The following is a 13,575-nucleotide window of genomic DNA, read 5'->3' on the forward strand; positions in this document are numbered from 1 at the left end:
TATGGATAATCTGATGTTCCGAAAATTTGCTCTTTTTCATAAGGTTTAACAAACTAAATTTAATAATTTTAATTTGTCTGAAAAACAGGGAAGGTTACCGAAGAACCGAACAGAACTTTTAAACTTGATTTTATTAACAAGTATGATATAATAAGTAGCTATGCGACACTCATATCGGGTTTATTAACATTTCTATCAATTCTATTTGTTATTTATGCATTAGTAAGTCAAAAAAATGAAATACTTGAAAAAGAAAATAGTGAAAGAAAACAGGAACAAAAAGATTTACTGGAACATTATAAAGTGTTATTATATTATTTAAAAACTCTATTAGATTCTTTAGAAACATTAAATGAAAGTTTAAAAGAGTATATCAAATTTGAATTGATGAATCCAACTATTAATAATGCCTTATTAATTGAAATAAATAAAAATTTCACCAGGATAGTTGATATGGATGTAAAATCAACATTTAAATCTTTTCAAAGTATATATAAGACTCAAAATAATGAAATAGATTTTGTAAATCTTTATAAATATATTGATTTTTATAGTGAACTATATTTTTCCGTTAAAAAAGACTATGAGGATACTAAAAAATTTAAATATGATAAATTAGTCGAATATGGGTTTGAAGTTCTAGAACTTTACAACAAAAAAGCTGATATGATTGATAGTTACAAGGATGAATTTCCTACAATTTATTTACATAAACCATGGGTAGAAAAAGTAAATAAATCGATTAATGATTATTATAAATATATTGCCGATTGTGAAAGAACTAAACAACAGAATAATTTCGATTATATCAGTGAAAATATATTTAAGACCTTTATAGAATCAGCATTAGCATTAAGGGCTAATATAGGCTATCAAGGGCATAACGAAAAGGAAATTTTAAGAATGACATCAACATTAAGAAAAAAACTTTTCTACATAAAAAGTAGAATTTATAATAATGCTGAAACTTTAGAAAATATAAGAAATACATACATAGATGGAGATAGTGAACATCTTAAAAAATTTAGAGAACTTATTCAAAATATAGAAAAATCATCAAATGATTATAATGTTATTTGATCATTGTATTAATAAAATACTGACTTTACAGAAAGAATAATATCCAAAATTAAGTTACAAGTTTAACTCATAAACTTAAAATAAACCATAATAATAAATATCGATATGATAACTGAATATCAATTACACAGTAAAGAAATTAATGAATTGACTTTCGAAGAAATGGCATTTATCCATTTAAATAATAGCCATGGCCCAATAATGCTTAAAAAATATATTTTAAGGTCAACATTATCTTTTGCTCGTCAAAATGTACTACAAGCTTTAACAAACGATTATAGTAAACAATTAATGCCTTATATAACTTTATGTTCAATTTTAGACCAATTAGGCATTTGTTATGATAGAACGGATAAACCTGAACCTAAATTTGGAAATGGCTTAAAAAGAGCTTTAGTTCAATATGCCGAGTTAGAAGAAAACGATGATTTAATTGATACAATATATGCATTAAGAAATGGATTATTACATAATATAAGTTTAACTTCTTTTGACATTAAAAAAGAAAAATATTATAGATTTAGATATAATTCAGACATATCAACAGTTTATAAAAAGGCTGAAGAAGAATGGAATGGATCCTATGAAACTCTTGATACAAATCCAGAAAAGTTCACAACTCATATTAATGTAGAATTACTAAAAGACTTAGTATTTTCTTGTATTAATAATGCAGATCTACTTAATCAAGAATCACTCCTTAAGTTAAGATTGGAAGGAGGTGTACGCCAGCTTTTTTTTGACTATATTCTCTCTATTAAAAAATTACAATAGTTTTTTATACACAGTCTCCACTACGCAAAGTCTCCTAATTTTCGAATAATTATAAATTAACCTAATAAAAACTAATAATATTTTTTTATGAAAGTAGTTCTAGATTCCAATATAATAATTTCAGATTTCAGATTATCTTCTCCGGATTCGAAGATTCTTTTAGAAGCATCAAAAAAGGGTGACATTGACTTATATATTCCCAAAATTGTATTAGATGAAATCTTCAATAAATTTGAAGAAAGACTTCATGAAGCTAAATCAAAAATCGAAAAAGAAACAAATACAATAAAAAAATTAACTACATCAGAAAAGCATTCTAATATTTCAGCTGATGAAATAACAAAGGAAATTGAAGAATATAAAAAATACATTCAGAGTTTACTTAAAGAAAACAATATCAAAACAATAGATTATCCAAAAATTCCCCATGAATATATTGTTAACAAGGCAATAAAAAAGATTAAACCTTTTAATTCTGGAGAAAAAGGATATAGAGACTCCTTAATTTGGGAAAATGTAAAATCTCTTATGCCAATAATAGGAACAAATATCGCAAATCCAGCTGTATTATTCATTAGTAATAATAAAAAAGACTTTTGTGAGAATCAAAATGATTTACATAAAGAACTTATAATAGAAATTCAGACATCTGATTTAGATGAGGAATCAATAAAAATGCTTAATACATTAGCTGAGTTCTCTCAAGAAAAAGCAAAATTATTCTTTGAACAAGCAAATTCATTTAAAGACAGAATTGAATTAGGCGAAATTGAAGATTTTGATTTAGAAAATTTACTATTAAATAGCCTTAGAAAAGAATTTGATTATGCAGACGTTTCAGAAATAGATTCAATACCATATCAAGATACTACAATAAGGTATATTGAAAATGCTGATAATATTAAAATTATAAATGTACTAAAGCTAAATTCAACAGAATACCTAATAGATTTAAAATGTAATGTAGAAATGACTATTGATTTTTATGTTGATAAATACGAGCATTACTCAAATGATGAGGCTACCTATGATGTTGAGGATTTAGACCATAATGATTATGTAATTTGGGCTTCTGAATTAATTAACCCAGAATTAAAAATTTCACTAATTGTTGATGATGAATTTAATATATTATCAATTCAGATAGACTAAAATCCTCTACAGCGACACCGACTTCGTACAAATAAAAAACAATCCCTTTGACATACTCCGAAGTCTATAGACTTCGGGGTTAGGTTTACTCTATCACCAGACAATATAATAAAGATAAATCCCAACTTTCGTTAGGATTTATCATCTATTTTAAAATCAAATAATTCTTGAGGATGAACTTCTAAACCTTTAGCTAGTTCCTGTATTGTTGAAATTCTTAAATCAACTTCTCCTTTTTCAATTTTGCTGATATTACTATGGTCTACATCACATTTTTGAGCTAACTCCCGATAGCTTAATCCCATCTTCTTTCTAAATTTTTCAACTCTTTTACCAAAAGCGATTCGAAATTCAATTCTATCCATTGCAATACCATTATCAAAGCAATTTGGAAAGTTTACAATAAAAAAATGTAGTTGAATTAACCTACAATTCGAAAATTATATTATATTTGTATAATAAGCTACAATAAATGTAGCTTTGCGATACTTCAAAGAAATATAGAAGCTATTGCTTAGAATCTTGTAATAGAAAACTGGTAATTTTTAACACACGAGACGATAAGCAGGAAGCTCACGACCTAGGCGTGGGCTCTCTTATCCTGTGTGTGGGTATACCAGTACCTCTATTACGGATATTGTAGAGTTTCATGCCGTTTTTATTTTCATGCTGTTCTGCTTTTCTACAATTATCTTTTTCTAAGCCTGCTTTACCACATAAAGTATCATGATACGATACAATGGGGTGTACAATCCATTGCGGCTTCAGGGCTTTTAGAAAAACACAAATTCTATCCTATTCATTCGGTTTGTATAGACAGGAAGCTCAGGCATTGCAGAGCTTATTTCTTTACTGCCGGGTAAAATCGTACAACAAAAAATACACACTCATGAAAAAAAACAGAACAGACTTTCAACCCCGGCTTGGGAAAGGCCGGAAGAAACATTACGAGTTACAGCAGATGGAAACATTTTTTCAGCTCAATGATCTCGCAACATCCAAAGAGCTTTTAAACAACATTATGAGCTATGCCCTTAAAAGAAATAGCTGGATAAAAGAAGATCCTTCCGTTATTTATCATTTTCATCAGGCGATTCGGTCATTCATTCGTGCAGGCTACTTTTTAATGTTGAAGGAAAAGAAATTGTTTGTCAATGCTCAGTTGGAAGAGGTCTCTCCATTGGTTCTTGGCCTGCTTTCTGAGAAAGAATATCAAAATCCGCTACTAGTCTTTAAAAAAGCTTTCAAAGAATACAACGTTAAGGAATTTGATTATTTTATTTCCGGGATGGTCTACTTCTCACTGGGCATCTATGACAAGCTACCGGAAAGGAATATGATAAACCCGTATATTCATATGATCAAAATGCTGGATGCGGCGTATCTTATTATTGAAAGGAGAAGGAAAGAATAAAGATAGTCTTGCTCCGCCATACACAATCTCCCGGCTTTGCGCTAATAAACTAAGTAATCCTAAATTTTCCGATTTAAGATTATCTATAATATTATTTCATCTAAAATACCTTCTTCCACTCCCCCAACTTTACCTATATTTGTGTCGTAGCCACACTAAATATGCACAACCAAAAGGGTAATGGAATGAAAAAAATATTTTGGATATTAATTGTTGTCCTTTTTACAGTAAGCTGTTCTAAAAGTAAAAAACAAGAAGAAACAGAACTAAACAAAATAGTGAATGCTGTTTTGAAATACGAATCCAATCGTAGTACTTCAAAAGAGAACATCTATTTAGTTAATCCTAAACTTTTACAATTAAAAGTCTATAGTCCCAGTAAAAAAGAAATCCTGGGAGAAGAACCGGGACCACCACCATTTTTTAATAAAAGTGTTGCTCATTTGCTTGATTTGAAGAACAATAAATCAGAAGAAAGAAAATCTGACTCTTTGCATCTATTACAACAAAACCAATATTTTTTTGATTCTCTGAAAGTTGATCGTAAAATAAACCCCAATATAAAACTTGCCAGTAAAGAAGACATTAATAATCGTATAAAATTCTGTGAATTCTCAAATCCTGTATACTTCAAAGATGGATCTACTTACATAGAAGCCAGATATTTTGACTCTTCTTTTGGAATTGGTTTTGGGTACCTGCTGGAAAAACAAAAAGATGGAAACTGGATGGTAAAAAAAATAATCAATACTTTTATCACTTAAAAATACTACCCAGCTCCGCAAAATCTTCAGAGTTTGCACAAAAAAATAAATAATCCAAAGTCAGGAGACTTCGGAGAGCAAAGTCGTCCACGTGATTACATGTTGTGTTGTTAATTCGTATTGAACTGAATATTAAAATACTTTAAATAATCCTCTATTGGTTCCAATCCCATTTCTTTTCTTCTTTCGTTTACAGTTTCGGGATTTTCTAATGTATACAATTTACCATTTTCTATTTGTGAACCATACATTTGGGGTTTTCCTTCGTCCATTAACATCCTATCTTTCATCAATGCATATTGCTGTTTAGATAAGTCTCCATTTTTTACCGCTTTCTCTATTTGTGGAAAATACTTTTTTCTGATTTCTTTAGTACTATGTTGCAGACCCAACCAGATTGCATCCATGTGTTTTTGATCCACCTCCTTTAATGTCGGCATACCACACTTTTCAATAATGCTAATCACTAATTCCTGATTCCTGTGATCTTCTTTAGCGTATTTGATGAGTTCATTTGATTTTCTAATCCTTTGGTCACTTTCTAAAACTTCGCTCAAGATTTGATTTTTTTTGCTGCAATCGACTTCAATAATATCTACTGAACCTACATAGACAAATTTATCCCTATTCATATAAAGGAATATTGATATCATTACAACAAGAGCGGTTAATATGCTAAATAATATTTTTTTTATTTTCATTTCTATTTTTGTGTCATAATCCAAAATAGATTGACCATTTTTGGTTAAAAATTAATTGTAAAAATAGGAAAAAATAGAGCCATCAAAAACAAGAAAGATGATTTGATGTAAATTCACATTCTTAATTATATACAATCACTTCTCCTTTATTTTCTTTCTATGCTTCAACCCAAAATTAATTAAGGCATTAACAACCTCTTCAGTTTCTTTGGCATGTGTTGTAAGTGCATATGAGACGGTAATAGGTTTGGTGTTATTAACCGTTCGGGTGATCAGTAAATTATCTTCCAGCTCCTGCAGCACTTTGGATAAAACTTTTGGACTTATTCCCTGAGCTATTTCCTGCAAATCTTTGAACCGCATTGTTTTGCTATTATACAGATTATGCAGAATACAGAATTTCCACTTGCCACCCAATAATTCAATGGCATCTTTAAGGGCCAGTATTTTTTCTTTACTGATGTCATTTTTTTTGGTACTCATACAATAGTTACTTTCCAAAAGGTAACGGATAGTAAAGGTAAAGTTTCTTTCAGATAATTTTACACTGTAAAAAAAATTAAAAATGAAAGTAACAGTAATTGCCAACATTTCAGCTAATGGTAAAGTATTATTATCCGACAATCCACATCATCAGCTACCACCAGAAGCAATGGAATTTTATTTAGTATTCGCGAAAAAAGTGGGAAACCTTGTCATCGGCTTTAAAACCTTTGAAAATTTTTTAACCTTCCCACAGGAAGTCAAGGAACATTTCAGCGGAATAGAAATCGTAATACTCTCTGAAAAACCTTACCTATCAAAAGACTACAAGACGGTTAAAAGTCCTGAAGAAGCTATTGAATATATGTCAGGAAAAGGCTGGCACGAAATGGCAGTTGGCGGTGGAACAGGTGCTTTTAATGCCTTTATCAACAAAGATTTGGTAACGGACATTTATTTTAATATTCATCCACTCATCACAGGAGTTGGCGGTGTTTTAGGAAACAGCAGTGAACTGAATTCGAAATTTAAGCATATAGACTATAACCTTAAAGATGGTTTTATTCAACTGCATCTCAGCAGGGAAGACTGAATGACAAAGGCTAAAAAAGTGAATACACGACTTTGCGCAGCGATGAGACTTATTGTCGCTGAGACAAATCAATATACTAATCGTTCTGCTTTTTGTAGAACGGTTTTTTGTTTACAGAAAATCCAATGAACTTTCTACTTGAAATTTAGTCGTAATCCTATGTATTATATGTAGACGGAATGCGTAAATTTGGAGGTTGACAGATTTTTAGAAGTATACTCACTCTTTTATTGCATGAAAACTAAACTAACCTTAAAAGCCTATTTACCACTGTTACTCTTAATAGTTATTCCCATTTTGTTCATAAAAATCATATTCCAGATTTTTAATGACCCTTACTATGAAAACACTCTATTTCCGAAAATCTTTCTCCCCGGAATATTTATTTTATCTTTCTTAGCCATGTTTTTTGGAGAGATTAAACATAAATTCATTAGTGTTGAATTCACACCACATGAAATTATTATAAAACGCTTTATGGGGCTTCAGACAAAATCATATAAAGTTTCTACAATAGAGGGGTGGAAATATAGCTATCTTAGTGCAAGAGGTGGTACCTACGAATATTTATACTTATATAAGAATGGCCAAAAGGTTGTAAAGATATCTCAGTTTTATCACAAAAACTATGATGAAGTAAAGCGCTATGTAAAAACTGTATTCCAAAGTTTAGGATATGAAAAATTTTCGTACATCGATGAGTTTAAAGAAGCTTTCAAATAATAAAAGCTTTTTAATTTTAAAACAGCAGTTATTTAAAGGTATGGCGAAAGTTCGAAACTAAAAAAAATCAGCAGACTTCGGAGAGCGAAAAAAAAGCAGACAAATAATTGACAAACTTCCAATTCAAATACACCATCCAACGTGAATCGCATCAAAAACCTCAAAAGGCTTCTGCTAATAGATACTTTCGGAGCATTAATAACCACAATATTACTGTTCTTTGTTGTAAGGAATTATCATCATTTTTTCGGAATTGATCCTTCCAAAATCACTATTTTGGCAATTATTGCATTTTTAATCTGTTGCTACGGTATGTTCTGCTGCTTTGCTAACGAAAGATTTTGGAAACCTCTTTTGTTTATTCTTGCATCATTTAATTTACTGTATTGCTCACTTACTGTTTTAATCCTTTGCTCAACTCCATTCTTAACTATTTATGGAATCTTATATTTCCTAGTTGAAATAATTATAATTTCAGTCCTTGCATTTTTTGAAATTAAAACAGCAATGCGATTAAACTCATCAAAGAACTAAAAAAGTGGTATCATTTAAACAAACCCACTGCGTCCTACAGCGCCCCTTTGCACAGCAATGGTAGCCGGGCAGTTTTTATTTCCAGTTGATTAGTAATACTTTCAAAATTGCTATATAAATGAATACATTTGTAAAACAATGACAAAATATATGGAAAAAATATTTACTTCATGGAAAGCTAACCGCAAAATCTGGATATAAAGAGGAGCTTGCCAGTATTTTAATACAAACTTCTTAACTTGTATCGACGGCTAAAGGCTGTATTCTTTATGCTACATTCATGCCCACTAACAGCTATCAAACCAAACACTGTTAATCAAAGCAATAAATAAAACAAAAAACTCCAACATCACAAAATAGTAAGCCTATGAATCTCATGCTATCTTCTTTCAAATGGAGAAAAATTTTTCTGTTATATTTTTCTTTACTTTCTTTTTCAGCTTTCTCACAGCTTGAAAACATACCACCTAATCAAGATACCGCCTTTCTGATAGAATCAAAAGTCCTTCATCAGCCCAGAAGCATTTGGGTTCACCTGCCTGAAGGCTACTCCCCTTCTCAGAGCTACCCTGTTCTTTACCTACTGGATGGTGATGCCCATTTTAAATATGTATCCCAACTTACCGATTATCTTTCGGATTACGATCGGAATAGAATTCCAAAAATAATTGTCGTTGGGATAGTCAATATCGACAGAGGTAAAGATTTAAATATTCATTACGATTTGCTCAACGGAAAAAAAGACCTCTCAAAAATATCAGTATCTGAGGGCTCTGGAAAATTTTTAAAATTTATTGAGCTGGAAGTTGTACCACAAATAAATTCCCGTTTTAAAACACAACCTTATAGAATTTTAATGGGGCATTCTTTAGCAGGTGAATTTGCCTTTTATACTAAAAACACATTGCCTGGTTTATTCCAGGCCATCATCCTGATAAGTCCCGCAATTCATGACGAAAATAGTAGTCTAATAGGTGATTTCAGCAAAATGCTACAAAGAAAAGACTTAAAAGGGAAAATGTACATTAGCCTCGGTGATGAGAATACCCAAAAAGTGAACCTAATCACAGAACAGTTAAGACGTTTTGCCCCAGCTTCCTTTGAATGGGATTTTAGACATTATAAAGAAGAAGACCATTTCTCAGTCACCTATAAAAGTATGTTTGACGGTTTGAAATTTATTTACAAAAATTGGTTTTTTGACAATTACAGTTCAACATTAATGACTCCCGAAGAAATTCAGCAGCGCTTCGAAAGTCTTTCCAAAGAATTTGGTTATCCTATTCAGCCTACAGAAGATTTTGTCAACAATCGTGGTTACAAACAGCTTCGAGCAGGAAATATTGATATTGCTCTTAATTTATTCCAACAAAATGTCAGAAATTATCCTGATTCCTGGAATGCTTATGATAGTTTAGGAGAAGTCTATATGAAAAAAGGAGATAAGAAATCAGCCATTGAAAATTATAAAAAATCCCTCCAATTAAATTCTGATAATGCAGATGGAAAAAAAATATTGGAACAACTGCAATCAGGGAATAAAAACTAAAAATTCAGTACTCCCCTGCCCATTCTAGGACACCATAGCAAACAAATTTTACGTTTGGGAATGACAAAAAAGTCAACCGAAAAAATTCGCTTATACTTTTTCCCTATCTTTAAGCCTGGATGTTCTATTGATATTCTGGAGTGCACCAATCCCGGATTCTCAATAGAAAATCAATAAAAAACAAAACACTAAATCTATACACCATTGAAAACAAAATTATTTCTCCTTTCATTTTTGGGCTTCTTCTTAGTCCATGCCCAAACCCTTCATTTTCAAAATCTCGCAGATATGTCTGCAGACAGGGGTGCATTAACAAGTGTTGTCGTGAATGAGAACATGTACGTGAGCAATGGCTATACAGCAAATAAAGACACCAATTATATTGAGAAGTATAATATTACCAACAACCGTTGGAGCATTTTCAGTTCTAAACTGGTTCCTAAAAGGTTTGCCAATTCGGAGACTGACGATAATAAGATTTATATTTTCAACGGTTGGAAGAATAATCAGCTTGAAATTGTAGATCTTGGAACCAGTACCATAACAAAGGGAGCTGTTAATCCTTTTTATGCCGGAAATTCAGGATCTGCCATTCATGATGGTAAAATCTATGTGTTTGGGGGCAGCGGATTAAATGGGGCTGCAAAAACTGTATTTTCTAACAAGTTTCAATATTACGATATTGCTTCAGATACCTGGAACCCATTACCTGATATGCCGATAGCTAAAGAAACAAAAGGCAAAATTGTTAATAATAAACTGTATGTCATTGGTGGTTTTAACGGAACTTCATCTAATCTGATCAATGTCTTTGATTTGACTACCACCCTTTGGACGGAACAATATACAATGCCGGTCAGCGTGTCCGGACATTCACTGGCAGTATCCGATAATAAAATTTTTATAGTAGGTGATTATGATAATCTAACTTTTCTGGCCTATTTTGATATAGCCACCAATGAATTACATCAGTTATCGTCTAACATGATTCCCCGAAGACATTCGGCCGCGGAAATATATAACAATAAATTATACATCACCGGTGGAAATACAACCTCTATGTCCAACTCATCAATTAAAAGCATACAGGTGGCAGATCTTAATGAAAGTGTACGCTCTGCCAATACAGACCATGATGATCAGGCATTGAAAAAGAAGATCTATACCAATGCAGCGAGAGATGGTTTTGCGATCAGTAATAAAAATAATAGCAATCAGTTTGAATACACTATTTTCTCAATGGATGGAAAACCAATCAGTAAAGGTTTTGCCTATTATAATAAAATGATAGATTTATCAAAAGTACGAAGGGGAACCTACTTTTTTAGTTTCAAAAATGAAAAAGGAATCCTACAAAAGATTAGAATTGTAAGATAATAATAAGCCTTCATCCAACAAGATCAATTCGGTCTGTGTTTCTCTTGCTGCATTTATAACAACTCAAAAAAATATGAATACTCTATTTAAAGAAATCAGAACTATAAATTTCTATTGCAAATCCCTCGCGATGTTTTTACTATTGGTCACCTCTTTTCAGGTCATGGCGGCATCACCAGACTTTATGACCAAAGAGGTGAAATTTGTAAGCAATGGAGACACTCTTGCAGGGACCATTGTAAAACCAGCACAACCCCTTGCTGCGCTTGTCATTGTGCCTGGCTCCGGGCAGGAGAAAAGGATGATGGAATTTGCTAGTCTTCTAGCCAAAAATGGTATAGCGGTTTTAACCTACGATAAACGAGGGGTCGGAGAATCCGGCGGTGTATATGCCGGCCCCGAAGTGGGGACTAATAATGTTGATTCTGCAAACCTCAATCTCTTGTCGTTAGATGCAAGCGCAGCCGTAAACACTTTGAAGAAAGATTTAGCTGACAAGTCTATTCAGGTAGGATTGATTGGCGGCAGCCAGGCGGGATGGATTATTCCTCTGACAGCTAAGAAAAATAACAGTGTCAGCTTTATGGCCATTTTCAGTGGAGCGTTGGTTACCGTCCGGGAACAATTAAGATTTCAGTTTTACACCAACAATAATGCTGATTTCTGGAACAGCCATTCGGAAGAAGACGCACGCCACCATATATTCAATGATCCCGATAAGTATCAACTCATAGATACTGATCCTCTGACTGCATTATCCAAGTTGTCAATACCGGGCTTATGGATCTATGGAGGCAGGGATATTCAGGTTCCGGTTCAGCTATCGATCGAACGTTTGAAGACACTGAAGTCTAAAAATGGCCGATATGAATATCAATTATTTCCGGATTTAGGCCATAATACCGTCTTCACGGAAGACCAGAAGCCTGTTGAAACCATGATAAAATGGATTAAAACGATAGTGTCTTCAACGGAAAAACCCTAATTATTTTACCTCAGGTACTCACTGCTAAATTGGAGACAGAGAAATACTTGTAAGTTGTGGGTGGATATTTTTTCTAATTCAGTGGCCTACCCGGTTTAATTGTGAAAATAACTGATAAAACAGGAGATTATGATTTTGAACTGGTCAAGTCTGTATCAGGTGCTAAGCTGAAAGGAAAAACGGTTACCGTCAACAAAAATCGTTATCAAAATGCTAAGCTGGTTTCCAAAAAGAACTGGTTCAAGCGAAAGAAAATTTCAGGGGAAACGCTAAACACGAATTAGAAAGCATGGGTACCGTCTTTTCTGACGACCAAAAAGCAAATCAGAGAAAAAATCAAACAGGAAAGAGAGATAACCCTATTGCATTAGAAGATTAAAATGTCCGGAAAAATTAACCAGACTTATAAAGAGCGTTTTCAAAGATGAAAGTGAAAAATAAGCAAAGCAATGGAATAATCATGATCAAAAATTTCCAGGGAAGAAAGCCCCCAATCAGTATATCGGCTGGTTTTTCAGCATAATTTCGCTACGCCCTCAGTTTTTTATCCCCTAACTTTCTCCTATATTTGCTTAGATAACCATGCAATCAACATTGAGAGTACATAACCTATAAAATATGGCAACACAGGAAGAATTTTGGGATAGAAAAAAGAAATTAAATGATGACTTTTTCGTCATGGGTTCCGTAGCCAATCCGGCAACAGAAAAACAGATCTCAGAATATGAAGAAAGTACAGGATTTACATTTAGTGAAGATATGAAAGACTTTTTGACCACCTTCGGATCCTTGGTTTTTGAAGTCAAAGAAGAAGTATGGAAACGGCCTGAGGAATTTGATGTTCTTCCAAGCTGGAAATTCGGATATGGCTTTTTTGTCTATGGCCTTTCTCAGGACGAAGAAATGCCTTCGTGGATGGGTTTTGAAGAAAAGCACAATGAAGCTCTTGAATATAATGAATACCCTCTGGGACAAATGTTCTTCAAGCGCAGCGGGAATCTGTACCGGGCCTATACTGACAATGGTGTCATAAAAATTGAATACGATAAATATGATGACCAGGACTATGAAGTATTCGATGGCAACCTGTATGATTTTCTCATTCAGGAAATTGACAATCTGGAAGAAGATTACCTGGAATATATTTCAGAAGGTAAATCCTGATGTATTGGAGTCATAAGGCTTGAAACCATTATTAACATCTATAGCCACTAAATAACGTGAAATCAATATTAAAGATGGAGCTTCCTTGAGTGTCTGAAGAGAGATAATCTTCGATTTTAACGTATAAGTATAAAAATAACCGCAGATGGCACAAATTTCCACAGATGTTTAAGTATATTTTTCAGCGGGCTTTTTTCTAATTGGCTTTCAACCCGATAAGTACTATGAAAAATAGTTGTAAGTATTCTTTAATCGACCTAGGAATCAGTAGCGTAAAAAAAAT

The 13,575-nt window shown here is 32.5% G+C and carries 15 protein-coding genes; 12 read left to right on the plus strand and 3 right to left on the minus strand.

The features are described from left to right. The first annotated feature begins 387 nt into the window (after positions 1-387). The 3 genes from DRF67_RS19310 (at position 388) to DRF67_RS19320 (ending at position 3,006) form a co-directional block, all read left to right on the plus strand. Positions 388-1,080, plus strand: a complete 693-nt coding sequence (locus tag DRF67_RS19310) for a hypothetical protein (protein WP_115929942.1) — start codon at positions 388-390, stop codon at positions 1,078-1,080. A gap of 105 nt (positions 1,081-1,185) precedes the next feature. Continuing rightward, positions 1,186-1,854: a hypothetical protein gene (locus DRF67_RS19315; protein WP_115929943.1), complete on the plus strand. Its 669-nt coding sequence runs from the start codon at positions 1,186-1,188 to the stop codon at positions 1,852-1,854. An 87-nt stretch (positions 1,855-1,941) separates the two neighbouring features. After that, the gene (locus DRF67_RS19320) at positions 1,942-3,006 is read left to right on the plus strand and encodes a PIN domain-containing protein (protein ID WP_165851847.1); all 1,065 of its coding nucleotides are present in this window, start codon (positions 1,942-1,944) and stop codon (positions 3,004-3,006) included. Between the two features lie 131 nt (positions 3,007-3,137). On the opposite strand, the gene DRF67_RS19325 is transcribed toward DRF67_RS19320, so the two are convergent. Further along, positions 3,138-3,371, minus strand: a complete 234-nt coding sequence (locus tag DRF67_RS19325) for a helix-turn-helix domain-containing protein (RefSeq protein ID WP_115929944.1) — start codon at positions 3,369-3,371, stop codon at positions 3,138-3,140. Between the two features lie 524 nt (positions 3,372-3,895). Here DRF67_RS19325 and DRF67_RS19330 point away from each other — a divergent pair. Together DRF67_RS19330 and DRF67_RS19335 are read left to right on the plus strand one after the other, a co-directional pair. Beyond that, positions 3,896-4,420: a hypothetical protein gene (locus DRF67_RS19330; RefSeq protein WP_123912786.1), complete on the plus strand. Its 525-nt coding sequence runs from the start codon at positions 3,896-3,898 to the stop codon at positions 4,418-4,420. 185 nt (positions 4,421-4,605) lie between these two features. Further along, positions 4,606-5,184: a hypothetical protein gene (locus DRF67_RS19335; RefSeq protein WP_123912788.1), complete on the plus strand. Its 579-nt coding sequence runs from the start codon at positions 4,606-4,608 to the stop codon at positions 5,182-5,184. A gap of 110 nt (positions 5,185-5,294) precedes the next feature. Here the strand turns inward: DRF67_RS19335 and DRF67_RS19340 are convergent, their stop codons facing one another. Both DRF67_RS19340 and DRF67_RS19345 read right to left on the minus strand, forming a co-directional pair. Continuing rightward, complete coding sequence (locus tag DRF67_RS19340; RefSeq protein ID WP_115929947.1) at positions 5,295-5,885, minus strand: DUF6624 domain-containing protein; 591 nt, start codon at positions 5,883-5,885, stop codon at positions 5,295-5,297. A gap of 135 nt (positions 5,886-6,020) precedes the next feature. Continuing rightward, positions 6,021-6,368 carry a winged helix-turn-helix transcriptional regulator gene (locus tag DRF67_RS19345; RefSeq protein WP_115930002.1) on the minus strand — a complete coding sequence of 116 codons (348 nt, stop codon included), beginning with the start codon at positions 6,366-6,368 and terminating at the stop codon, positions 6,021-6,023. An 82-nt stretch (positions 6,369-6,450) separates the two neighbouring features. Here DRF67_RS19345 and DRF67_RS19350 point away from each other — a divergent pair, with 82 nt between their 5' ends. The 7 genes from DRF67_RS19350 to DRF67_RS19380 all read left to right on the plus strand — a co-directional run bounded on the left by DRF67_RS19350 (position 6,451) and on the right by DRF67_RS19380 (position 13,292). Beyond that, positions 6,451-6,960 (plus strand): dihydrofolate reductase family protein, encoded by a 510-nt coding sequence (locus tag DRF67_RS19350; protein WP_115929948.1) that lies wholly within the window; start codon positions 6,451-6,453, stop codon positions 6,958-6,960. A 234-nt stretch (positions 6,961-7,194) separates the two neighbouring features. Further along, positions 7,195-7,683, plus strand: coding sequence for a hypothetical protein (locus DRF67_RS19355; RefSeq protein ID WP_115929949.1), 489 nt, complete (start codon positions 7,195-7,197; stop codon positions 7,681-7,683). Positions 7,684-8,593: 910 nt separating this feature from the next. Beyond that, entirely contained in the window at positions 8,594-9,766 is a 1,173-nt protein-coding gene (locus DRF67_RS19360) for an alpha/beta hydrolase-fold protein (RefSeq protein ID WP_115929950.1), read from the plus strand. A gap of 204 nt (positions 9,767-9,970) precedes the next feature. Next, complete coding sequence (locus DRF67_RS19365; RefSeq protein ID WP_123912790.1) at positions 9,971-11,143, plus strand: T9SS C-terminal target domain-containing protein; 1,173 nt, start codon at positions 9,971-9,973, stop codon at positions 11,141-11,143. A gap of 73 nt (positions 11,144-11,216) precedes the next feature. Beyond that, on the plus strand, positions 11,217-12,128 hold the full coding sequence (locus DRF67_RS19370; RefSeq protein WP_228435862.1) for an alpha/beta hydrolase family protein: 912 nt from the start codon (positions 11,217-11,219) through the stop codon (positions 12,126-12,128). Between the two features lie 101 nt (positions 12,129-12,229). Continuing rightward, positions 12,230-12,412, plus strand: a complete 183-nt coding sequence (locus DRF67_RS21700; protein ID WP_185142129.1) for a hypothetical protein — start codon at positions 12,230-12,232, stop codon at positions 12,410-12,412. A gap of 334 nt (positions 12,413-12,746) precedes the next feature. Beyond that, positions 12,747-13,292, plus strand: coding sequence for a hypothetical protein (locus DRF67_RS19380; RefSeq protein WP_115929953.1), 546 nt, complete (start codon positions 12,747-12,749; stop codon positions 13,290-13,292). The last annotated feature ends 283 nt before the right edge of the window (positions 13,293-13,575 follow it).

Origin of the sequence: Chryseobacterium pennipullorum (genome assembly GCF_003384725.1) — a bacterium.
GTDB lineage: Bacteria > Bacteroidota > Bacteroidia > Flavobacteriales > Weeksellaceae > Chryseobacterium > Chryseobacterium pennipullorum.

What these genes read in the sequence shown, in the direction of transcription:
- DRF67_RS19310 (WP_115929942.1), top strand. Translation starts at nt 388, where the DNA reads ATGAATCCAACTATTAATAATGCCTTATTAATTGAAATAAATAAAAAT.
- DRF67_RS19315 (WP_115929943.1), top strand. Translation starts at nt 1,186, where the DNA reads ATGATAACTGAATATCAATTACACAGTAAAGAAATTAATGAATTGACT.
- DRF67_RS19320 (WP_165851847.1), top strand. Translation starts at nt 1,942, where the DNA reads ATGAAAGTAGTTCTAGATTCCAATATAATAATTTCAGATTTCAGATTA.
- DRF67_RS19325 (WP_115929944.1), bottom strand. Translation starts at nt 3,371, where the DNA reads ATGGATAGAATTGAATTTCGAATCGCTTTTGGTAAAAGAGTTGAAAAA.
- DRF67_RS19330 (WP_123912786.1), top strand. Translation starts at nt 3,896, where the DNA reads ATGAAAAAAAACAGAACAGACTTTCAACCCCGGCTTGGGAAAGGCCGG.
- DRF67_RS19335 (WP_123912788.1), top strand. Translation starts at nt 4,606, where the DNA reads ATGAAAAAAATATTTTGGATATTAATTGTTGTCCTTTTTACAGTAAGC.
- DRF67_RS19340 (WP_115929947.1), bottom strand. Translation starts at nt 5,885, where the DNA reads ATGAAAATAAAAAAAATATTATTTAGCATATTAACCGCTCTTGTTGTA.
- DRF67_RS19345 (WP_115930002.1), bottom strand. Translation starts at nt 6,368, where the DNA reads ATGAGTACCAAAAAAAATGACATCAGTAAAGAAAAAATACTGGCCCTT.
- DRF67_RS19350 (WP_115929948.1), top strand. Translation starts at nt 6,451, where the DNA reads ATGAAAGTAACAGTAATTGCCAACATTTCAGCTAATGGTAAAGTATTA.
- DRF67_RS19355 (WP_115929949.1), top strand. Translation starts at nt 7,195, where the DNA reads ATGAAAACTAAACTAACCTTAAAAGCCTATTTACCACTGTTACTCTTA.
- DRF67_RS19360 (WP_115929950.1), top strand. Translation starts at nt 8,594, where the DNA reads ATGCTATCTTCTTTCAAATGGAGAAAAATTTTTCTGTTATATTTTTCT.
- DRF67_RS19370 (WP_228435862.1), top strand. Translation starts at nt 11,217, where the DNA reads ATGAATACTCTATTTAAAGAAATCAGAACTATAAATTTCTATTGCAAA.
- DRF67_RS19380 (WP_115929953.1), top strand. Translation starts at nt 12,747, where the DNA reads ATGGCAACACAGGAAGAATTTTGGGATAGAAAAAAGAAATTAAATGAT.